The sequence below is a fragment of the Bacillus sp. XB1 genome (assembly GCF_053557995.1).
In genome coordinates this window covers 27,927-48,353 of the sequence record NZ_JBNRIL010000009.1, presented here as the reverse complement: position 1 = coordinate 48,353, position 20,427 = coordinate 27,927, and the positions used below count along the sequence as shown (strand labels likewise).

At 36.6% G+C, this 20,427-nt stretch carries 21 protein-coding genes and 2 tRNA genes; all 23 read right to left on the bottom strand.

What is annotated here, in order from left to right; all coding sequences use genetic code 11:
* Positions 1–390 precede the first annotated feature (390 nt).
* On the bottom strand, positions 391–1,890 hold the full coding sequence (lysS, locus tag ACK1U5_RS27325; protein WP_000369668.1) for a lysine--tRNA ligase: 1,500 nt from the start codon (positions 1,888–1,890) through the stop codon (positions 391–393).
* A 159-nt stretch (positions 1,891–2,049) separates the two neighbouring features.
* Complete coding sequence (gene dusB, locus ACK1U5_RS27320; RefSeq protein WP_000912251.1) at positions 2,050–3,048, bottom strand: tRNA dihydrouridine synthase DusB; 999 nt, start codon at positions 3,046–3,048, stop codon at positions 2,050–2,052.
* Positions 3,049–3,071: 23 nt separating this feature from the next.
* Positions 3,072–3,275: a helix-turn-helix domain-containing protein gene (locus ACK1U5_RS27315; RefSeq protein WP_000387024.1), complete on the bottom strand. Its 204-nt coding sequence runs from the start codon at positions 3,273–3,275 to the stop codon at positions 3,072–3,074.
* A complete protein-coding gene (gene folK, locus ACK1U5_RS27310) occupies positions 3,227–3,742 on the bottom strand; it encodes a 2-amino-4-hydroxy-6-hydroxymethyldihydropteridine diphosphokinase (protein ID WP_001059447.1) in 516 nt (171 codons plus the stop codon). The genes ACK1U5_RS27315 and folK overlap by 49 nt, the downstream gene beginning before the upstream one ends.
* Positions 3,739–4,101 (bottom strand): dihydroneopterin aldolase, encoded by a 363-nt coding sequence (folB, locus tag ACK1U5_RS27305; RefSeq protein WP_000358062.1) that lies wholly within the window; start codon positions 4,099–4,101, stop codon positions 3,739–3,741. The genes folK and folB overlap by 4 nt, the downstream gene beginning before the upstream one ends.
* Positions 4,102–4,962 carry a dihydropteroate synthase gene (gene folP, locus ACK1U5_RS27300; RefSeq protein WP_002103948.1) on the bottom strand — a complete coding sequence of 287 codons (861 nt, stop codon included), beginning with the start codon at positions 4,960–4,962 and terminating at the stop codon, positions 4,102–4,104. It lies immediately after the preceding gene.
* Positions 4,937–5,809: an aminodeoxychorismate lyase gene (gene pabC, locus ACK1U5_RS27295; protein ID WP_000909873.1), complete on the bottom strand. Its 873-nt coding sequence runs from the start codon at positions 5,807–5,809 to the stop codon at positions 4,937–4,939. The genes folP and pabC overlap by 26 nt, the downstream gene beginning before the upstream one ends.
* Positions 5,803–6,390, bottom strand: coding sequence for an aminodeoxychorismate/anthranilate synthase component II (gene pabA, locus ACK1U5_RS27290; protein ID WP_000602309.1), 588 nt, complete (start codon positions 6,388–6,390; stop codon positions 5,803–5,805). The genes pabC and pabA overlap by 7 nt, the downstream gene beginning before the upstream one ends.
* A 5-nt stretch (positions 6,391–6,395) precedes the next feature.
* The gene (pabB, locus tag ACK1U5_RS27285; protein ID WP_001189719.1) at positions 6,396–7,793 is read right to left on the bottom strand and encodes an aminodeoxychorismate synthase component I; all 1,398 of its coding nucleotides are present in this window, start codon (positions 7,791–7,793) and stop codon (positions 6,396–6,398) included.
* Between the two features lie 222 nt (positions 7,794–8,015).
* Positions 8,016–8,939, bottom strand: coding sequence for a cysteine synthase A (gene cysK / locus ACK1U5_RS27280; RefSeq protein ID WP_069604772.1), 924 nt, complete (start codon positions 8,937–8,939; stop codon positions 8,016–8,018).
* Between the two features lie 113 nt (positions 8,940–9,052).
* Positions 9,053–9,928, bottom strand: a complete 876-nt coding sequence (gene hslO, locus ACK1U5_RS27275; protein WP_000656372.1) for a redox-regulated molecular chaperone HslO — start codon at positions 9,926–9,928, stop codon at positions 9,053–9,055.
* A 6-nt stretch (positions 9,929–9,934) separates the two neighbouring features.
* A complete protein-coding gene (locus ACK1U5_RS27270) occupies positions 9,935–10,723 on the bottom strand; it encodes a type III pantothenate kinase (protein ID WP_000578368.1) in 789 nt (262 codons plus the stop codon).
* Between the two features lie 244 nt (positions 10,724–10,967).
* The gene (gene ftsH / locus ACK1U5_RS27265) at positions 10,968–12,869 is read right to left on the bottom strand and encodes an ATP-dependent zinc metalloprotease FtsH (protein WP_001079672.1); all 1,902 of its coding nucleotides are present in this window, start codon (positions 12,867–12,869) and stop codon (positions 10,968–10,970) included.
* An 85-nt stretch (positions 12,870–12,954) separates the two neighbouring features.
* Positions 12,955–13,497 carry a hypoxanthine phosphoribosyltransferase gene (hpt, locus tag ACK1U5_RS27260; RefSeq protein ID WP_000981844.1) on the bottom strand — a complete coding sequence of 181 codons (543 nt, stop codon included), beginning with the start codon at positions 13,495–13,497 and terminating at the stop codon, positions 12,955–12,957.
* Positions 13,494–14,924, bottom strand: coding sequence for a tRNA lysidine(34) synthetase TilS (gene tilS, locus ACK1U5_RS27255; protein ID WP_000655458.1), 1,431 nt, complete (start codon positions 14,922–14,924; stop codon positions 13,494–13,496). Before tilS ends, hpt begins: the two co-directional genes overlap by 4 nt.
* A gap of 230 nt (positions 14,925–15,154) precedes the next feature.
* Entirely contained in the window at positions 15,155–17,626 is a 2,472-nt protein-coding gene (spoIIE, locus tag ACK1U5_RS27250; RefSeq protein ID WP_001123552.1) for a stage II sporulation protein E, read from the bottom strand.
* 259 nt (positions 17,627–17,885) lie between these two features.
* Positions 17,886–17,957, bottom strand: a tRNA-Glu gene (locus ACK1U5_RS27245).
* A 13-nt stretch (positions 17,958–17,970) separates the two neighbouring features.
* Positions 17,971–18,044 (bottom strand) — tRNA-Met (locus ACK1U5_RS27240).
* A gap of 159 nt (positions 18,045–18,203) precedes the next feature.
* On the bottom strand, positions 18,204–18,689 hold the full coding sequence (locus ACK1U5_RS27235; protein WP_000021451.1) for a S1 domain-containing RNA-binding protein: 486 nt from the start codon (positions 18,687–18,689) through the stop codon (positions 18,204–18,206).
* 87 nt (positions 18,690–18,776) lie between these two features.
* Positions 18,777–19,136, bottom strand: a complete 360-nt coding sequence (gene divIC / locus ACK1U5_RS27230) for a cell division protein DivIC (protein WP_001208738.1) — start codon at positions 19,134–19,136, stop codon at positions 18,777–18,779.
* Positions 19,133–19,786, bottom strand: coding sequence for a spore cortex biosynthesis protein YabQ (gene yabQ / locus ACK1U5_RS27225; RefSeq protein ID WP_000059777.1), 654 nt, complete (start codon positions 19,784–19,786; stop codon positions 19,133–19,135). Before yabQ ends, divIC begins: the two co-directional genes overlap by 4 nt.
* Entirely contained in the window at positions 19,783–20,091 is a 309-nt protein-coding gene (yabP, locus tag ACK1U5_RS27220; protein ID WP_001059104.1) for a sporulation protein YabP, read from the bottom strand. Before yabP ends, yabQ begins: the two co-directional genes overlap by 4 nt.
* Before the next feature lie 58 nt (positions 20,092–20,149).
* Complete coding sequence (locus tag ACK1U5_RS27215) at positions 20,150–20,425, bottom strand: RNA-binding S4 domain-containing protein (protein WP_001234876.1); 276 nt, start codon at positions 20,423–20,425, stop codon at positions 20,150–20,152.
* Positions 20,426–20,427: the final 2 nt, after the last annotated feature.

Below are 20,427 nucleotides of genomic sequence, written 5' to 3'. Positions count from 1 at the left end.
GGATCAAACTCTCCAATAAAGTTAGTTTGTCTAGCATCTAAAATAAAAATTGACGTTTCACGTTGTTTGTTTCGTTCAGTTTTCAAAGAACTACTTTGTCGCTCAGAAGCGACTTTATCAATATAACATTTCGTTATACTTTCGTCAACAACTTTTTTCAATAAGTTGTTTTTCGTTTGTTTTGTTTGTTACCTTTCGTGGCAACGAATATAAATATACCAGTTTGATTATTAAAATGCAATAGTTTTTCTAATAAAATTTTTAACTTAGTAAAAAGTATAAAAACAGCACATTTCTTCTATATAAATATAATTTCTCGCACTATCAAGATTTACTATACCCACGCAACTCATGCTCAAATAAAAAAAGCTTTGGAGAAATCTCCAAAGCTTAGTCTTGTTTATGGCGCATAGCAGGGAATAATAATACATCACGAATAGATGGTGCATTTGTTAATAACATAACTAGACGATCAATACCGATTCCTAATCCACCCGTAGGAGGCATACCGTACTCAAGAGCTTCAATATAATCGTCATCCATCATGTGAGCTTCGTCATTACCTTGTTCGCGCTCTTTTAATTGCGCTTCAAAACGTTCTTTTTGATCGATTGGATCATTTAACTCAGTGAATGCATTTGCATGTTCACGCGCAACGATAAATAATTCGAAACGATCTGTAAATCTTGGATCTTCATCATTCTTTTTCGCAAGCGGCGAGATTTCTACCGGATGACCGTAAATAAATGTTGGTTGGATTAATTTATCTTCTACTTTTTGTTCGAAGAATTCATTTATAATATGACCAACTTCCATTGTATCTTTAATTTCTACATTATGTTCTTTTGCAAGTTCACGCGCTTCTTCTACACTCATCGGATTCCAGAAATCAGCTCCAGAGTATTGCTTAATCGCATCTACCATATGAAGACGTGTCCATTCTGGTTCTAGATTAATTTCATAATCACCATACTGGATTGTTGTTGTACCCAGTACTTTTTTCGCGATATGAGCAACCATATCTTCTGTTAACTTCATAATATCTTTATAATCAGCGTATGCTTCATATAATTCAATCATCGTAAACTCAGGATTATGACGAGTTGATACACCCTCATTACGGAATACACGGCCGATCTCATATACTTTTTCTAAACCACCCACAATAAGACGCTTTAAATGTAGCTCAATTGCGATACGCATATATAATTCCATATCTAACGCATTATGGTGTGTAGTGAAAGGACGCGCAGAAGCTCCACCTGCAATTGCATGCATCATAGGTGTTTCCACTTCAAGATAACCGTTGTCATCTAGGTATCTTCTCATCTCACGAATGATTTTACTACGAGTAACGAACGTTTCACGACTTTCCATACTTGTAATTAAGTCTAAGTAACGTTGACGGTAGCGTTGTTCAACATCTTTTAATCCATGGTATTTATCTGGTAATGGACGAAGAGATTTCGTTAATAGCGTAAAGCCTGTTGCTTTTACTGAAAGTTCTCCAACGTTTGTTTTGAACACTTTACCTTCAATACCTACTAAATCACCTAAATCTGCTGTTTTAAATAATTCGTACTCGTCATCTCCAACAGCATCTTTACGAACATAAATTTGAACTTGTCCATGTAAATCTTGAACATGTGCAAATCCAGCTTTCCCTTTTCCGCGTTTTGTCATAATACGACCAGCGATAGAAACAGCGATTTCCTTCTCCTCTAATTCCTCTTTAGAGAACTCTCCATATAGACTCACTAAGTCAGTTGTTGAATTTGTGCGTTCAAATCTTTTACCGAACGGGTCAATTCCTTGTTCACGTAAATTATGTAGCTTTTCACGACGAACAATCAATTGGTCGTTTAATTCTTCGTGGTTCATGTTATCCATGATATTGATATCACTCCAGCTCTATTTAATTTTACAATATATACAGTATAGCATTTTCTACTCAACTAGAAAAACTGCCAGCAACTAACTGGCAGCTCTTCTTTCTTTCACGTAATTATAGGAAGTGTATAGAAGAATGTCAATCTCCTATGTCCATTATTAACCAACGTAAATTGTTTGTTGTTTCGCTTCCACTTCTTCTACAAATGTACCTAACACATTCGCAAGGTCTTCCCGTGTGTTACAAGCATTAATACCATTACGTACACTCGCATTACCACGAACACCTTTTAAATACCAAGCTGCATGTTTTCTCATCTCTCTTACAGCGACACTTTCATTCTTTAAGTCGATAAGACGATCTAGATGCAACATACATACATCAATTTTCTCGCGCACTGTTGGTTCCGGCATTAATTCACCTGTCTCCAAATACTTTACCGTACGATAAATCATCCACGGATCTCCAAGAGCAGCACGACCAATCATAACACCATCTACACCAATTTCATCAAGCATACGCTTTGCATCTTGCGGCGTTGCGACATCACCATTTCCGATAACCGGGATATTTACAGATTGTTTTACTTGTTTAATAATATCCCAATCCGCTTTTCCTTCATACATTTGCACTCGTGTACGTCCGTGAACCGCCACAGCTTGGCCACCAGCACGCTCAACAGCCCTAGCATTTTCTATTGCGAAAATATGTTCTTCATCCCAACCGATACGCATTTTAACTGTAACCGGCTTTTCAACAGCATCTACAACCGCTGCTACCATTTCATATATTTTATTCGGGTCTAAAAGCCACCTTGCTCCAGCATCACATTTAACGATTTTCGGCACTGGACAACCCATATTAATATCAATTATGTCTGCTGTCGTATATTTATCTACATATTTCGCAGCATCTACAAGAGTTTCTTTCTCTCCACCAAAAATTTGTAAACTTAATGGCTTTTCTCTCTCGTCGATATATAACATATCTAATGTTCTTTTATTATTAAGCAATATTGCCTTATCACTTACCATTTCAGCACAAACTAAGCCGGCACCAAATTCTTTTACTGTTAAACGGAATGCAGAGTTACACACTCCCGCCATCGGTGCTAGTACAACCGGATTTTTCATCTCGATATTTGCAATCTTTAACAATCAATCTACTCCTTCCTGTACAATCACTTTGGCATTAATTCCTCTATCGAAACATTTAATGCCTTAGCAACTTCTACTACAAAATCTTGAGAAGGCGATCTATTCCCTCTCTCAACCTCACCTAAAACAGATACAGATACCCCTAGTGCTTTAGCAAAACCTTCTTGTGTGTAACCTTTTAGCTTTCGAAAAGCACGAATGCGTCTTCCCCATTTTTCTGCTTCCATACCGTTACTCCCTCTCGCCTTTTCATTTCTTCTACTTGTGAACATGAAATGTTTTGTTTTATGTCTTGATTAATTTCTAACAACGGAACGATAACAAAAGCTCTTTCAAACATCCGCGGATGCGGAACAATAAGATTCTCTGCTTCAATATTCTCTTGATTATAAAGTAAAATGTCAAGGTCGATAGTCCTCGGCCCCCACCTAATTTCCCTTTTTCTTCCTAGGTCATTTTCTACTTTTTGTGTTACTTTCAATAATTCTTGTGGTGATAAATTGGTAGAAATTTTTATAACTAAATTTAAAAAGCAACTTTGGTCAGTATAGCCAACTGGCTCAGTTTCATATACAGATGAAATATCATCAACCTGAATATAAGGATTTTTATTTAAAAACTGAATCGCTTCGGTTAGATACGTATAACGCTCTCCAATATTCGACCCTAATGCAATGTAAGCTATATTGTTCATGGACGTTCTCTCGTAATTTCTACTGCTACAGCACGATAATGACCCGGTATCGGTGGATCCGGCTTAATTACCTTAATTGTACAGCGCGAAATACTTTCATATTGTTTTAATATATCTGCAGCAATATTTTCAGCGATACTCTCCACAAGCTTATACTTTCTATCCTCAACAACTTTTCTACATAATTCGAAAAGCTCTCCATAATTGACCGAATGCTCTAAGTCATCACTTTCCCCTGCACGCTTTAAATCCAACTCCACCGTTAAGTCAACTTTAAATCTCTGACCTAATTTATTCTCCTCTGGGAACACGCCATGATAACCATAAAACTCCATATCATGGATATAAATTTTATCCAATTACCTTACCCCCTTACCAATCATCGCATCCATCATTTTAGCCATACGCGCCATTTCTTTCACATCATGGACACGAACAAACTCACAGCCCTTTTCAATACCAAGACAAACAGTAGCTCCCGTTCCCTCAAGGCGTTCCTCTACTGGCAAATCTAATACGTGCCCAATAAAGGACTTTCTCGAAGTACCTAAGAGAACCGGATAACCTAGCACATTTAACTGTTCTAAATTACGCATCGCCTCTAAGTTCTGCTCAGGTGTTTTAGCAAAACCGATACCTGGATCTAAAATAATATTCTCATCTCGCACACCAGCATTTTTAGCAATTTTAATACTGTCATACAAATCAGCAATCATATCCGCCATTAAATTACGATAATTCATGTTATCGCGGTTATGCATTAAAATGATGGGTACATCGTAATGAGCTGCGACTTCAGCAATTTTCGGCTCCGCCTTCGCTCCCCAAATATCATTAATAATATGAGCACCAGCCTCAATTGCTTGCTTTGCAACTTCAGCTTTATATGTATCGATAGATATAGGCAATTTTACTTCTTTTGAAACTGCTTGAATCATCGGGACAACTCGCTTTATTTCTTCTTCTACTGATACTTTAGCAAAACCCGGGCGAGTAGATTCGCCACCAATATCAATAATATGAGCACCTTCACCTTGCATTTCTTTTGCGTGACGTACCGCAGCATCTACCTCGTTGTAACTCCCACCATCAGAAAACGAATCTGGTGTTACATTTAAAATCCCCATAATTAATGTCTTTTCATTTAAATTCAATGTATATTCGCCGCAGCGTAAATCATAATCCCACTTCAAACTACACATCTCCTCTTCGTAATTCATTTCTGCTCCATAATTTCTCTCTTTGCATTCCATAAAGGTACATTAAACTTTTTGTAACCACTCCTACTTTACCCGGGAAATCCTGCGCTTCTATACGATAAAGCGGAACAATTTCTTGAATGGAGTTTGTTACGAAGACTTCATCCGCTGAAAGTAGCTCATCTTTTGTAAAGAAACCTTCCTTTACTTCTATATTTAATTCTTCAGCACTCTTTATAATAAACGCACGAGTGATACCATTTAAAATCCCTGTCTCTAACGAAGGTGTATATAAAACATCACCTTTCACAAAAAATAGATTGGAAACAATACCCTCTGCAACATAACCTGCTTCAGTAAGAAAAATACCTTCCTTACTCACAACATTTCCAATTTCACGCTTCCCTAAAATATTATTTAAATAATGATGAGACTTCAGACGAAATGTTCCTTCCGGTGTATTTCGCACTTGTTTTAGAATAACACCTTCTTTTTCCACTACATCTCCTGGAGCTGTTAAAGGTTTTATAAAAACAATAACCGAAGGCTCTTCATACATTTCCGTTTGTAATCCTATTTCATCTATACCCGCTGATACATTAAAACGTACATATGCATGCTTCAATTCATTCTTAGCGAGTAAATCTTTCAAAATAAGCATCACGTCATTTTTTGTCATTGTCCATTTAATTTGCAATGTATCCAGCGCTTCTATTAAACGGTCATAATGATCATCCAATAAGAAAGGATGACCATTATAAATACGAAACGTTTCAAAAACTCCAAGACCATATAAATAACCATGATCATAAGGAGAAATTTTCGCTTCACTTGCTTCTACATACTGACCATTTACGTAAATTAACATAACGTTGCACTTGGACTGTATTTACAAATGAAATTCTGTAACAACTCTTTCCCATGAGAAGTCATAATAGATTCCGGATGGAATTGCACACCCTCTATCGGCAATGTCTTATGACGAAGTGCCATAATTTCTCCTTCCTCTGTCCAAGATGTTACCTCTAAGCAATCGGGTAACGTCTCTTTCTTAACAATAAGGGAATGATAGCGCGTCGCAGTAAACGGATTAGGAATATCCGAAAAAATCGTCTTTCCATCATGATGCATAAGCGACGTTTTCCCATGCATTAATCGTTCTGCACGGACAACCTCTCCACCAAACACTTGTGCAATGGATTGATGCCCTAGACAAACTCCAAAAATCGGAATCTTTCCAGCAAAGTATTTAATAACTTCCATACTAATCCCCGCTTCATTAGGACTACATGGACCTGGAGAAATCATTAGAAAATCTGGTTTCATATTCTCAATATCTGAAATGGTCACTTCATTGTTACGTTTAACAACGAGCTCTTGTCCAAGTTCTCCAAGAAACTGCACTAAATTAAATGTAAAAGAATCATAATTATCAATCATTAATATCATTTCTCTCACCTAACCGTTTCTTCGCTACGTTCTTTTGCACGCCATAAAGCAATCGCCTTTTTTAACGACTCTTTATATTCATTTTCTGGATTTGAATCAATTACAATTCCCGCCCCTGCTTGTACATGAGCTTTTCCATCTTTAGCAAGAAGCGTTCTAATTACAATATTCAATTCTGTATCTCCAGAATAACCAATCCAACCGATTGAACCTGTATAAATCCCTCTTCGAACAGGTTCTAATTCCTCAATAATTTCCATCGTACGTATTTTCGGGGCACCAGTAATTGTTCCCCCAGGGAATACAGCCTTCACTAAATCAAAAGCATCTTTATCTTCTTCCACCTCACCACGCACATTAGAAACAATATGCATAACATGTGAGTATTTCTCAATTACCATAAATTCATCCACTTCTACAGTGCCATATTTACAAACACGTCCTAAATCATTTCTTTCTAAATCCACAAGCATTACATGCTCTGCTCTTTCTTTTTCGTTCTCAATTAATTCTCTTGCTAATTCTTCATCCTCTTGCTCATCCGCGCCTCTAGATCTCGTTCCAGCAATTGGTCTTGTACTTACTTCAGTTCCTTGTTTCTTAATTAACAACTCTGGCGATCCACTAACAATTTGAAAATCCCCAAGCTCCAGGTAACCCATATATGGAGATGGATTAATTTCACGAAGACTTGTATAAATTTCTAGTGGGTGTGTCTGTAACGTTCTTTCTTGTCTCGTCGACAAGTTTACTTGGAACACATCACCCGCCCCAATATATTCTTGAATACATTCAACTGCCTTCATAAAGCCGGCTTCAGTAAAAGCAACTGCTTCACTTTTCTTTTCAGGACTTTCAAAGGGCACAGTCACTTCAGGCGCTTCTGTCATCCAAAGACTCTTCCACTCATTTAGCCGTTCTTTTGCCTCTTCATATTTATCTACATAATGCGTAATAACCCATAACACTTGTTCTTTTTGATCATAGACAAATACGTCATCAAATAATAAAAAGAAGATGTCAGGTATATTAATATCATCTTCCGCAAGAGAAGGCAGCTTTTCAATATAACGGATACAGTCATAACTGAAATAGCCAATTGCACCACCTTGAAAAGGCGGATACTCTGGGTTATAGTCCGTCTTCCATTGTTCCATATATTCTTGCATTAAATCTAACGGATTCCCTCGTTTTATTGTTTCCTTACCACTTTCACTTATATGTAACGTTTCATCCTTCCCTCGGATTACCGCTACTGGGTTCAGCCCTACAATGTTATAACGACCGCCACGGCCGCTTTCTAACAAAATATGTTGCGATTTACCCTGAGAAAGAAATTTATATTGCTTAAAGAAATCTAACTGATATGGAATAGAAAGCGCTAAAGATTTTCTTCGTTGCATATCAACACCCCGTCTTCTTTTATCCCACCCTCTTAGATTAACCAGCTCAAACTACATAAGTTATTTATATAGAGATTGATTATACTCGAAGGCTAGTGAAAATAATTTAATTATACTACCTCTTATTTTACATGAAGTTTTCTAGTCATTCACTCTTTTCCTATTTCCAATCCCAAAAGAAAAAGCACCCTTTTTCAAGGATGCTTTTTCAATCGCGTTTAATTATGATTCAAATTGATAAAGTGGTGTACTTAAATAACGTTCACCGTTACTCGGGATAATAACAAGTACCTTTTTCCCTTTACCTAACTTTTTCGCAACTTCTGTTGCTGCATAAATAACTGCGCCTGAAGAGATACCAACTAAAATACCTTCCTCTTTAGCCACTCTTCTCGCATATTCAAATGCTTGCTCTGTTTTCACTTGAATAATTTCATCATATACTTCTACATCCAACGTCTCCGGAACAAATCCCGCCCCAATTCCTTGGATTTTATGTGGACCTGGTTTCCCACCAGATAATACTGGTGAATCTGCAGGTTCTACTGCATAAATTTTAATATCTTTATACGCTTCCTTCAGTACTTCACCAGCACCAGTAATCGTTCCACCTGTACCAATACCTGCAATAAACGCATCTAATTGGTCACCCATTTGTTCAATAATTTCTGGACCTGTTGTTAAACGGTGAATTTCTGGATTCGATTGGTTTTTGAACTGTTGTGGTATAAAGTAGCCATGCTCTTTTGCTAATTCAGTCGCTTTACGAATTGCTCCACCCATTCCTTCAGGCCCTGGAGTCAATACTAATTCCGCACCGTAAGCACGTAATAAATTACGACGCTCAATACTCATTGTTTCTGGCATTACTAAGATTGCATTATATCCTTTAGCAGCCGCTACCATCGCTAAACCAATTCCTGTGTTACCACTTGTCGGCTCAATGATTGTATCGCCCTCTTTTAATAATCCATTTTTTTCAGCATCTTCAATCATAGCTAATGCGATACGATCTTTAACGCTACTCCCCGGATTCATAAATTCTAATTTTAAGTATATATCTGCGCTGTCTGATTCTACGATGCGGTTCAACTTAACGATCGGCGTTTTCCCGATTAATTCTGAAACTGATTGTGCCATTCGCATTCCTGTCACTCCTAACACCGAGTATTTTTATTGGTTTTATCTATATTTAGATTTTGTCAGAAAATTCCCTGTTTGTCAATTCATTTGGAGGATTGCTCCTCTTAATTCCCTTATTACAAATTCTCGATTAAATTTGTAATATCTTCTTTAGAGAACTTGTATCGTTCATTACAGAAATGACAGTGAACTTCTGTCTCTTCCTCTTCTTCACGAACTTGCTCTAACTCTGTTTTACCTAAACTAATTAATACACTCTCAATACGCTCGCGTGAGCATGTGCAATTAAATTGAACATCCATTGTTTCTAATACTTTTACTTTATCTTCTCCAAGAACTGCATATAGTAGCTCTTCCGGAGAAAGTCCTTGTTCAATCAACGTTGATACAGGTGGAATCTTTTGTAAACGGTCTTCAATAAATGAAATCGTTTCATCTTGCGCACCCGGCATAATTTGAAGGATGAATCCACCTGCCGCTAATATGCTATCATCTCCATTTACAAGAACACCAACACCTACAGAAGAAGGCGTTTGTTCAGAAACTGCAAAATAATACGTAAAGTCTTCTCCTAATTCTCCTGAAACGATTGGAGATTGACCAATAAACGGCTCACGCATTCCAATATCTTTAATTACAGTTACAAACCCCTCTGTACCTACCGCTTGATATACACGTAACTTCCCTTGTTCTGTTCCTTCAAAATCAACATGCGGATTCGTTACATAACCACGTACATCTCCATTTGCATGAGCATCTACTAAGATAGGACCAATCGGACCGTTACCTTCTACCTTAATCGTTAACTTTTGCTCACCTTTTAACATTGCGCCCATCATTGTACCCGCAGTTAAAGAACGCCCTAGTGCCGCTGAAGCTGTTCTCCATGTATCATGACGTCTTTGCGCCTCACTTACTGTATTTGTTGTACGTACACTATACGCACGCACTTCTCCATCAAACGCTAACGCTTTTACTAAATAATCTTTCATACGTATTTATTCACCTTTCTCATGCTGTAAATTTGCATTACGTTCATATAACATGTATAAACCTTTTAACGTTAAAAATGGATCTACAATATCAATTACATTCGATTCTTCGGAAATTAATTTTGCTAATCCACCTGTTGCAATAACTTTAGGTTCTTGTCTAGCTTCTTCTTTCATACGCTTAACAATACCTTCCACTTGTCCAACATAACCATAAAGAATACCCGATTGCATCGCACTTACTGTATTTTTCCCAACTACACTGCTTGGTTTTGTAATTTCGATACGAGGAAGTTTTGCTGCTCTGCTATATAAAGCCTCTGCTGAAATCATAATTCCTGGCGTAATAACTCCACCCATATAATGCTTTTCTTCGTTAATATAACAATATGTAGTAGCCGTACCAAAATCAACAATAATAAGCGGACTTCCATATAAGTGGATTCCTGCTACTGCATTTACAATTCGGTCTGCGCCTACTTCACGCGGATTTTCATATTTAATATTTAGCCCTGTTTTTATCCCAGGCCCTACTACAAGCGGTTTAATTTTAAAATATTTTTCACACATGCGCTCTAAAGCAAACATAATTGGTGGTACGACTGAAGACACAATAATACCTTTCACATCTTCAAACGAAAGACCTTCATGCTCAAGCAATTGCTTTACAAGCATTCCATATTCATCTTCTGTCTTATGACGATCTGTTTCCATGCGCCAATGCTGACGAAGTTCCCCCTCTTCAAACACACCTAGTACAGCATTTGTGTTCCCTACATCCAATACAAAAATCATATTCTCACCACTTATCTTATTTAATCTATATTTGTGCAGTATGTATAAAACTTATAAAAACATCATATCACACATACTTATATAATCAGCTTTCCTATCCTCATCATTTTACAAAAAGATTGCTCTCTATTTCAATTTTTAATACTAGTTTTACTTAAATTACTTTATCCACTAAGTTCTCAATAGTAATTAACAAAGGTTTTAACAAACAAAAAAGGAGTGACGATAGTCACTCCTTCGTTTCTTACTTATCTTCTTTATCTTCATCGTCTTTCTTCATGTTGATGTTTACTTTCACATCATCTGAAGATGTTGGACGTTCTGGCAATCTGCCGTAATCACATAAATGATTGATTTGCTCAGCATCTAACGTTTCTACTTCAAGTAACGTTTTTGCAATAAGATCTAGCTTATCACGATTTTCAGTAAGAATGTCTTTTGCACGAGCATAACATTCTTTCATAATCGTTTGCATTTCTACATCGATATCGTGTGCAATTGCATCACTGTAGTTTTGCTCTGAATGGAAGTCTCTTCCTAAGAACACTTGACCACCTTGCGAACTACCAAATTGCATTGGTCCAAGCTTATCACTCATACCGAATTCTGTAACCATACGTCTTGCAATGCCCGTCGCACGTTGGAAGTCGTTGTGAGCACCTGTACTCACTTCACCAAATACAATCTCCTCAGCTACTCGACCACCAAGTAAACCAGTGATTTTATCAAGTAACTCTGGCTTTGTCATGAAGTAACGATCTTCTTTCGGAAGCATTACTGCATATCCACCAGCTTGACCACGAGGGACAATTGTTACTTTATGAACGACATCAGCTTCATCAAGAACAACACCAATTACAGTATGACCCGCTTCATGGAAAGCAACGATATTACGTTCTTTTTCAGAGATAACACGACTTTTCTTAGCCGGACCTGCAATAACGCGATCCGTTGCTTCATCAATGTCACTCATATCAATTTTCTTCTTATCTTGACGCGCAGCTACTAAAGCAGCTTCGTTTAATAAGTTTTCAAGATCAGCACCAGAGAATCCTGGCGTACGAGTTGCAATTGCTCTTAAGTTGATATTTTCATCAAGCGGTTTATTACGAGCATGCACCTTCAGTACAGCTTCACGGCCATTTACATCTGGACGATCTACTGTAATTTGACGGTCAAAACGACCTGGACGTAATAATGCTGGATCAAGAATATCAGGACGGTTTGTCGCAGCGATGATAATAATACCTTCGTTTGCACCGAATCCATCCATTTCAACAAGTAATTGGTTCAACGTTTGCTCACGCTCATCATGGCCACCACCAAGACCTGCGCCACGTTGACGCCCTACTGCATCAATTTCATCAATGAAAATGATACAAGGAGCATTTTTCTTTGCATTTTCAAATAAATCACGTACACGTGATGCACCGACACCCACAAACATCTCTACGAAGTCAGAACCACTGATAGAGAAGAATGGAACGCCAGCCTCACCTGCAACAGCACGTGCTAATAAAGTTTTACCTGTACCTGGAGGTCCAACTAATAGGACACCCTTTGGAATACGAGCACCAACTTCAGAGAACTTACGAGGGTCTTTCAAGAATTCAACTACCTCAACAAGTTCTTGTTTCTCTTCATCCGCACCAGCAACATCTCTGAAACGAACTTTTTTCTTTTCATCATTATATAACTTCGCCTTACTTTTCCCGAAGTTCATAACACGGCTACCACCGCCTTGAGCTTGGTTTAATAAGAAGAAGAATAAAATGAAGATGATGACAAATGGAATGATTGAAGTAAAGAATGTTACCCAAGCACTTGTTTCTTCTGCTGGTTGATACTTAACTTCGGCACCTTTCGCTTTATCATTAATTTTCTTTTGTAATTCCTCAGTATTTGGTGCATAAGTAACAAATTGTTCTCCTTGGCTAGAGTTATTAAATTGTCCTTTTACCTCAAATACACCATTTTTCGGTTGAAGTTGCACATTACGCACTTCACCGCTTTCTAGTTTAGTAATGAATTTGTCGTAGCTAACTGATGTCGTTTTTTGTGTCGAACCATTAAAATAGCTCACGATTCCAATTACTACTAAGAATATCAGTAAATAAAAGATGGTATTACGGAAGATACGATTCATTCCTAACCTCCTCTCACGGCATAAACACTATAGTAAATCGTAACATAGAAAAACTTTCCTATACAATTGTGAAGCCTATATTTAATTAATTTGAGTAAACGCTTGGTTTTAATACGCCTACATAAGGAAGATTACGGTACTGCTCTTTATAATCTAATCCATATCCTACTACAAATTCATGTGGAACAGTAAATCCAACATAATCCGCTTTCAGATCAACCTTACGGCCTGTTGGCTTATCTAATAATGTAACAATTTTTACAGACTTCGCTTTACGATATTTGAATAAGTCTACTAAGTAGCTTAGTGTAAGACCACTATCAATAATATCTTCGACGATTAAAATATCGCGACCTTCTACAGAAGTATCAAGATCTTTTAAAATTTTCACTTCGCCTGTTGAAACTGTAGAGTGACCGTAACTAGATACAGCCATAAAATCCATTTCAAGATATGTATCTGTTCTCTTTAATAAATCTGCCATGAATGGCATTGCGCCTTTTAATACACCAATTGCAAGAGGTACTGTGTTTTTATAATCCTCTGCAACAATTGCACCTAGTTCGCGCACCTTTTCTTGTATTTGCTCTTCAGAAATTAATACTTTTTCGATATCTTGATTCATCATTTCATTATCCTCCCGGAAGACTCCTTGCTTTTGTAGTGAATAATCATATATTTATCCTTCTTTGCCATCTCTTTCGAAATTGCAAATGCAGATCGCTTCAACAAGGGTACCCAAATAATGGTCCCACTTGCATCACAAACGACCGGCCATTCTTCTCTTTTTTCTTTCGGTACTTTTGCTTCGATAAAAATAGCTTTTATCTTTTTCGTGCCATTCATACCTTGTATTGACATGCGATCTCCATTTTCCCTAGAACGAATACGAAGTGGATATGATATATCATTATACTTAGCAACAAATACTGTTTCATTCATGTTACTTGGTATATCTTCGCTCACCTCTGTTACAAATTCATCCCCGTTCAATAGCGTAATGGTCCCGGGTACTGATAAATCTTGTAAAAAAGGAGAAACAATTTCTTGTTTAAATCTAAAGCTACACTCCTCGTATGTACGAACAATTTTCAAATCACCTGGAAAATCAAGTGAACCTGAAGGTTGTGTCCGCTTAAAAAACTCAATCACCTTGTCAATATGTATGGAAGAAAGAGAAGATGGAATCTTATATTCATAAAGATAGTTTAATATTAGTTGAATCCCTCTTCTTTGTAAAGGCATAGACATGGATTCAAAGGCAGGAATTGATAAGCTAATTTGTTTATCACTTTTTTTTGTAATTACTTTATTCATTTTCTCAAAAGCTAATTCCTGCAAATAAGCCTCATCCTCTTGCATCTGCACGCTAAATTTTTGGAATTTCTCATGCACTTGTGGATTTTCTTCTTTCAAATGAGGAAGGACATATTTACGTAATCGATTCCTTGTATATACTTCCTTTTTATTACTCGGATCTATACGTGGCATTAAATTTAGCTTATTACAGTAATCAACAATTTCTTCCTTCGTTACCCCAAGTAACGGCCTAATTAAATACCCATTATGAAAAGGACGCTTCACTGCAATTCCTGCATATCCTTTCGGAGTACTCCCTCTTACAAGACGCATTAAAATTGTCTCGACTTGATCATCTCCATGATGTCCAAGAGCAACATATCTTGCATCATATTTCTTCATTATTCTTTCCAAAAATGCATATCTGCATTCTCTAGCAGCAACCTGTGCATTCATTCCGTATTGCTGTTGATATTGTGATACATTAATCCTTATCGTTTCACAAATAATTCCCAGTTCTTCACAAAGGCCCTGCACAAACCGTAAATCCTCATGAGATTCATCACCTCTAAACATATGATCCACATGAGCTACTACAATTTCCAACTGTTTTTCCGCTCTTTTTTCTAATAAATAATATAAAAGCGCTAACGAGTCAGGACCACCAGAAACTCCCACAACAATCGTTGAATCATTCTTTAATACATCATGCTGCTTTACAAAGTCATCTACTTTTTCAACAAATGTATCTTTCAACTTCGTAATCACCTTTCATTAAACAAGAACAGCAACGTTAGTTGCCTTGTCTACAATGGTACAACTTTTACAAACATTGTGCAAAAAAAAGATATACAAAAATTACATTTTTATCTTACATCCTCCGTGTATATTCACAAAATTAATAACATTACCTTTTTCCACAAAAAAACCTAGGTATTCACCTAGGTTTTTAAAATCAAATTATAGATAAACATTCCACTTACATTTTACTGCGCCTGCATTCCTACAATCGGAATCGTAGCCCACTTCGGCATATTTTTCTTCACTTTTGCCACTACAATAGTCATATCATCATTTATATAACCATCACAAGAGCGAATCACTTCTTCCATAATGATATCAGCAATTTCTTGCGGGTCTTCGGTTTGCAATTCTTTAATTTTTCGTTTCATCCACAATTCATGATTCTCCACATGCTGCGCTCCCTCAAAAATCCCATCGCTCATCATAATAAGAATATCGCCCGTTTTTAATTGTTCACCCACCACATCAACTTCAACATCTTCAATGATTCCCATCGGCAAATTACTTGCTTCAATTTTCAAAATATTATTTGCGCGTTTAACAAAACTCGGCGTCGATCCAATCTTTAAAAACCTTGCACTCGCATCCCGCAAATCTACCATAGCTAAATCTAACGTCGTAAACATCTCTTCTGTCGTTCTCAAAGAAAGAATTGAATTGATAGACTTAATTGCTATTTCTTCATCAATGCCCGATTGGAGTATTTTTTGTAATAATTTCACCGTTTCCTTACTTTCCATATGAGCCCTTTGCCCATTCCCCATACCATCACTAATTGCAAGTGCATATTTACCAACACTTAAATCCATCATCGCATAAGAGTCACCCGAAACAAATCCACCGCCTTTTGCAGCTGTAGCCAATCCTGTATCAAGAGAATACGTCTTCGCCGAACCAAATGATATTAAACTATGGCCATTTGGATAAGAAGACTTTTCTTCATGTTTAACGACAATATTTTCTTTAAGGATATCCGAAAGCATCGGTGCAACTAACTTTTCACATTCACCATGTTCATTAGATGCAACTGGAATTAACATTTCAATATCAATACTTCCTCTATCTAAACAATAAATATCAACATGCTCTACTTCGACACCAAAATCACGGAATGCTTGCATAATCTGTTCTTCCTGCACTTGATGATTTTCACGCTCTCGTTGTATCTCCTTAGCAAAATCCTCCATAACCTTTGATACACCTAATAGTTGCTCCGCTACTATTCTACGATTTTCCTTCATTTGTTTTCGTAATTTTTGTCCCTCATAGAAGTGATCTAATTCACCCGCTACTAAATCCGTCACTTTTTTCCCTCTCACACAATGCTTGTCCCACTCACGAACTAATTTACGATTATGTTGCAGGGTTCCTTCTTCCGTTTCATTCATTATTTGTTTCATATAATCGTACGTTTTATCAAAATTCACTACCCAGCATTGATCCTTTTTAAAGCATGTTTGACATGTTTTCGCAGTAATTGTACTCAAAAACAAATCTGCTTCTGTCTCTTTATCTTCTTCCTCTACATACCCATATACAGAAAAGCTATTAGATAAAGCAGCAAATACATTTGCAAATTGGTTGATTTTATTTGCTGTAACATCACGCATCCTTCTTAAATATTGTTGTTGGTCTTGCGAATGCTCTTGTGTACCTGGCATAAATTTAGCAATACGATCCAAAACAAGCTTCGGTGTTAATAAGAAGATAACAATCGCTACACCTGACTCAATTAAAGTTGTTACAATATTTGTCTGTTTGTCCACATATAATGTAATTAAGCTTGTCCCAATTAATAAACCTAAACTAACACCTAAACGCTTCCCTTCTTTTAACAATCCACCAAGCAATCCAGAGAAAGCAAGAAGGCTAAGCTGAGACAAGCTAGACACATTTGCTAAACTTAATATTAGTCCTGTTACAACCCCTACTGTGGATCCTGTGGCAGCACCTGCAATAAATGCAAATACTAGCACTAAATACCTTGTAAAAATATGTTGAATAGAAGCATCATATACAAACCAATCTGTTGTACCCGTTAAAACAGATGCTAGTAATATAATCAAACAAACAATTTCTTCCGTCTCTAATGCCTGTTGTTTTCCTTTCCTTTCCACTAAAAGCGGGACGCTTTGTAAAAATATCATAGTTAATACGAAACTAAGCCCAGCCTCAATGGTACTAACGAGTAAATCGTACATGGTGACAGTTTGTTGCGCAAAATATACAACAACTAAGTGTGCGGTTAATGCGGAGATAAATACTTGAAATGGAACAAGTCCAACAGTTTTACGTGTAAATCGACTAAAGAAGATATTATAAATGAAGAAGGTAAAGATAGATGCAAAGGTAAAAAACAAATTATCTATCGATACCGAAAGAGCTCCTCCCATTAGAGCTAAAAATGCTAGCGGCATCTTATCCCGCTTCATAACATAAACAGCAGCAAAAAATGGCAGTGCAAACGGTAAAATATTTGTTAATATATATGCTCGTCCCAAAAGAAAACCAATAACAACAATAATAAATCCCCATCTAAAGAAAACTTGCTCAAATTTCATTCGCAACTTACTCGTCCACTTTATTCCTCCAAGCTGACTCTCATTCATTGCCAATGCACTTGTATTCATAGTATTCCTTCCTGCTTTAGGCATATTTTTAACACCACCTGCATAGTTTAATTACTGTCATTATAAAAGATGATTGTTGGTTTTTTTGTCAAAACAACAGTTTTCACTTTTATAATCGTTCGACTTTTTATTCGAAATAACTCTACAGATATACACGGTATGTAAGTTATTTTTGAGATTTTAATTAAATATTCAGAAAATATAGGGTGATTTTGTAGAAGTGTTGTATATCTTAATTTATTTAACAAAAAAAGATCATGCAAATTTGCATGATCTTTTTAGATGACCCGTACGGGATTCGAACCCGTGTTACCGCCGTGAAAGGGCGGTGTCTTAACCACTTGACCAACGGGCCGTTAAATTAAATATAGCGGCGGAGGGGATCGAACCCCCGACCTCACGGGTATGAACCGTACGCTCTAGCCAGCTGAGCTACACCGCCATGTCGTCTTATTTAACGGACAATTAGTATCTTACATCAGATACTAATTAAAGTCAACACATCTCAAAAACTTTTTTAAAAATATTTTTAACATATAAAAAAGCACCCTGAGCCATCACTCTGGGTACCTCTCTATATGTTAAAAACTAAACGTCCTTATTATCCGCGACGCGCGCCACGGCCACCACGTTTAGACTCTGTGTTACGCTTTAAAGAAGTTAAACGATCTTCGCTATCTTTTAAGAAGCGTGCCATCTTTTGCTCAAATGTTTCTTTCGGAGCTCGGTCGTTACCGCCACCGCGATTATCTCTGTTGAAAGAGCGATTATTACGTTGTGGACGTCCAGAACGTTGTTGATCACCACCGCGTTGGTATTCACCGCGTGGACGATCTCCTTCTGTTTTTTCACGTTCTTTCGCTTTTTTGATAGATAAACCAATCTTTCCATCTTTTTCAACATTAATAACTTTTACTTCTACTTGGTCGCCCACTTTTAAGTGATCGTTAATATCTTTTACATAGTTATCAGCAACTTCACTAATATGAACAAGACCCGTTAAGCCCTCTGGCAGCTCCACAAAAGCCCCAAAATTTGTAATACCTGTTACTTTACCCTGTAACTTGCTGCCTACCTCGATTGACATAAAAAAAATGCTCCTCCTTAGTGGTTAAAAAGTCAAATTTTACTTTATTATATATAATCCTAAAATATAGTGTCAATAAGACATACTCTACTTAGAAACAGGAAAAATTATCTCCCCTTTACCAGAGAAGAAATAATCCCTTCTAGCAATCTTTAATACGTACTCTTCATCATTTAACTTTTGAACTTCGTCTTTTAGACTTTTTTCTTTATTCGTTAATGAATCCAGTTCTTTTTTCATGTCCTTAACTTTTGCTTCTTTTGCTTTAATGGAACTGTTTTGTTGATAAAACGTTACACCAATACTCGCAATAATTGTAAAAGTAAAGACAAGAAAAACCGCTAAACGGCGATAAAGTCGCTTCCTGTTCTCATCCGTTTGTATTATATGCTCTTTAACAGGATTTGGACTCTGTTTTTCGATTGTTCTTTGTCTCAGTTCCCTCATTTCCGAGGTCCCCCTAACTTCTTTTTTATATGCTCCCATAGTTGGAAGATATGTCCCTTCAATTTTGCTATATATTGCAGGAACCCTATATGTTTCACTATAAAAAGTTTAACACGATTAGGGAGAAGTTTCCATATGAGCGAAGCAATAAATCGAACAGGCCAGAAAAAAACTTTCCATATGAAAAGTAATATCCAAATCACCATTTTCCATAACACATGTCCAATTGAAAGCAGTATACGAAATAAGAATAATATAAATGCAATAAATAGCTGCGCTATAATAATAACAGGTTTTATCATGAGTAGCTGTATAATTCGAACAAAAAAATATGTTGTTTGCATAAAAATATAGATGAGAAAATTTAACAGCTTCATGTATAGTGCCTTCAGTAAGCTTTGATATGCCGCAAAACCACATAATAATGCCAAAAACACATATATACGTAGCTCAGCTTCATTTACGAGAAGCAATACATAAAAGACGGATAATGCTTGGACAATCCAAAATAATATATCATGTATAAATACAAGCCAACGTTTACGTTCTTGGCGCTTTAAAAAACGTTGATATGTATCTAAAGACGCTCCAATCCAAGCACCCATTCCAATCATTGAAAGCATTGTATACAACTGAATTGTTAAGCTCATTTAAACAACTTACTAAAGAAACCTTTAGTTTTTTCCCCTTGATTTTCATCAATATACAGCATCTCATTAACTTTCCCTTTAATCGACACAATACCTTTTTCCACATCTAAATTTTTCATTTGTAAATTTTGACCACGAATTGTTAAAAAACCCATTACGGTCTCTAGTAAAAACTCTTCGCTATCAAAACTCTCTACCTGCTTCACACCGGTAATATCAATTATACGCCTGCCACGCATAATAATGTCATGCTCTACAGAAACATTTTGTTGATTAGAAGACGTAGGTGAGTAACCATTATTCACGTAAATCCCCCCATAGGTTTTTACTAGCTAATAGTAATGTATGAGGGGATAAATGATTTTAGAACAAGCCTTCTTCCGCTTTTACTTTTTCTTCACGAACTAAGCTATACATATTTGCTGCATCTTCTTTTTTAGTTGTTTCTTTTAATTCATTTATTTTCACAGTCACTATTTTTTGACCAAAACGAATTGTTAATTCGTCAGCTACTTTCACATCAGAACTTGCTTTTGCCACTTGACCATTAATAGATATTCTTCCTTGATCAGCTACTTCTTTCGCTAATGTTCTTCTTTTAATTAAACGTGATACTTTTAAAAACTTATCTAGACGCATAT

What these genes read in the sequence shown, in the direction of transcription:
- lysS (WP_000369668.1), bottom strand. Translation starts at nt 1,890, where the DNA reads ATGGATAACATGAACCACGAAGAATTAAACGACCAATTGATTGTTCGT.
- ACK1U5_RS27315 (WP_000387024.1), bottom strand. Translation starts at nt 3,275, where the DNA reads ATGGAAGCAGAAAAATGGGGAAGACGCATTCGTGCTTTTCGAAAGCTA.
- folK (WP_001059447.1), bottom strand. Translation starts at nt 3,742, where the DNA reads ATGAACAATATAGCTTACATTGCATTAGGGTCGAATATTGGAGAGCGT.
- folP (WP_002103948.1), bottom strand. Translation starts at nt 4,962, where the DNA reads ATGAATTACGAAGAGGAGATGTGTAGTTTGAAGTGGGATTATGATTTA.
- pabC (WP_000909873.1), bottom strand. Translation starts at nt 5,809, where the DNA reads ATGTTAATTTACGTAAATGGTCAGTATGTAGAAGCAAGTGAAGCGAAA.
- pabA (WP_000602309.1), bottom strand. Translation starts at nt 6,390, where the DNA reads ATGATATTAATGATTGATAATTATGATTCTTTTACATTTAATTTAGTG.
- pabB (WP_001189719.1), bottom strand. Translation starts at nt 7,793, where the DNA reads ATGCAACGAAGAAAATCTTTAGCGCTTTCTATTCCATATCAGTTAGAT.
- cysK (WP_069604772.1), bottom strand. Translation starts at nt 8,939, where the DNA reads ATGCGAATGGCACAATCAGTTTCAGAATTAATCGGGAAAACGCCGATC.
- hslO (WP_000656372.1), bottom strand. Translation starts at nt 9,928, where the DNA reads ATGAAAGATTATTTAGTAAAAGCGTTAGCGTTTGATGGAGAAGTGCGT.
- ACK1U5_RS27270 (WP_000578368.1), bottom strand. Translation starts at nt 10,723, where the DNA reads ATGATTTTTGTATTGGATGTAGGGAACACAAATGCTGTACTAGGTGTG.
- ftsH (WP_001079672.1), bottom strand. Translation starts at nt 12,869, where the DNA reads ATGAATCGTATCTTCCGTAATACCATCTTTTATTTACTGATATTCTTA.
- hpt (WP_000981844.1), bottom strand. Translation starts at nt 13,497, where the DNA reads ATGATGAATCAAGATATCGAAAAAGTATTAATTTCTGAAGAGCAAATA.
- spoIIE (WP_001123552.1), bottom strand. Translation starts at nt 17,626, where the DNA reads ATGCCTAAAGCAGGAAGGAATACTATGAATACAAGTGCATTGGCAATG.
- ACK1U5_RS27235 (WP_000021451.1), bottom strand. Translation starts at nt 18,689, where the DNA reads ATGTCAATCGAGGTAGGCAGCAAGTTACAGGGTAAAGTAACAGGTATT.
- divIC (WP_001208738.1), bottom strand. Translation starts at nt 19,136, where the DNA reads ATGAGGGAACTGAGACAAAGAACAATCGAAAAACAGAGTCCAAATCCT.
- yabQ (WP_000059777.1), bottom strand. Translation starts at nt 19,786, where the DNA reads ATGAGCTTAACAATTCAGTTGTATACAATGCTTTCAATGATTGGAATG.
- ACK1U5_RS27215 (WP_001234876.1), bottom strand. Translation starts at nt 20,425, where the DNA reads ATGCGTCTAGATAAGTTTTTAAAAGTATCACGTTTAATTAAAAGAAGA.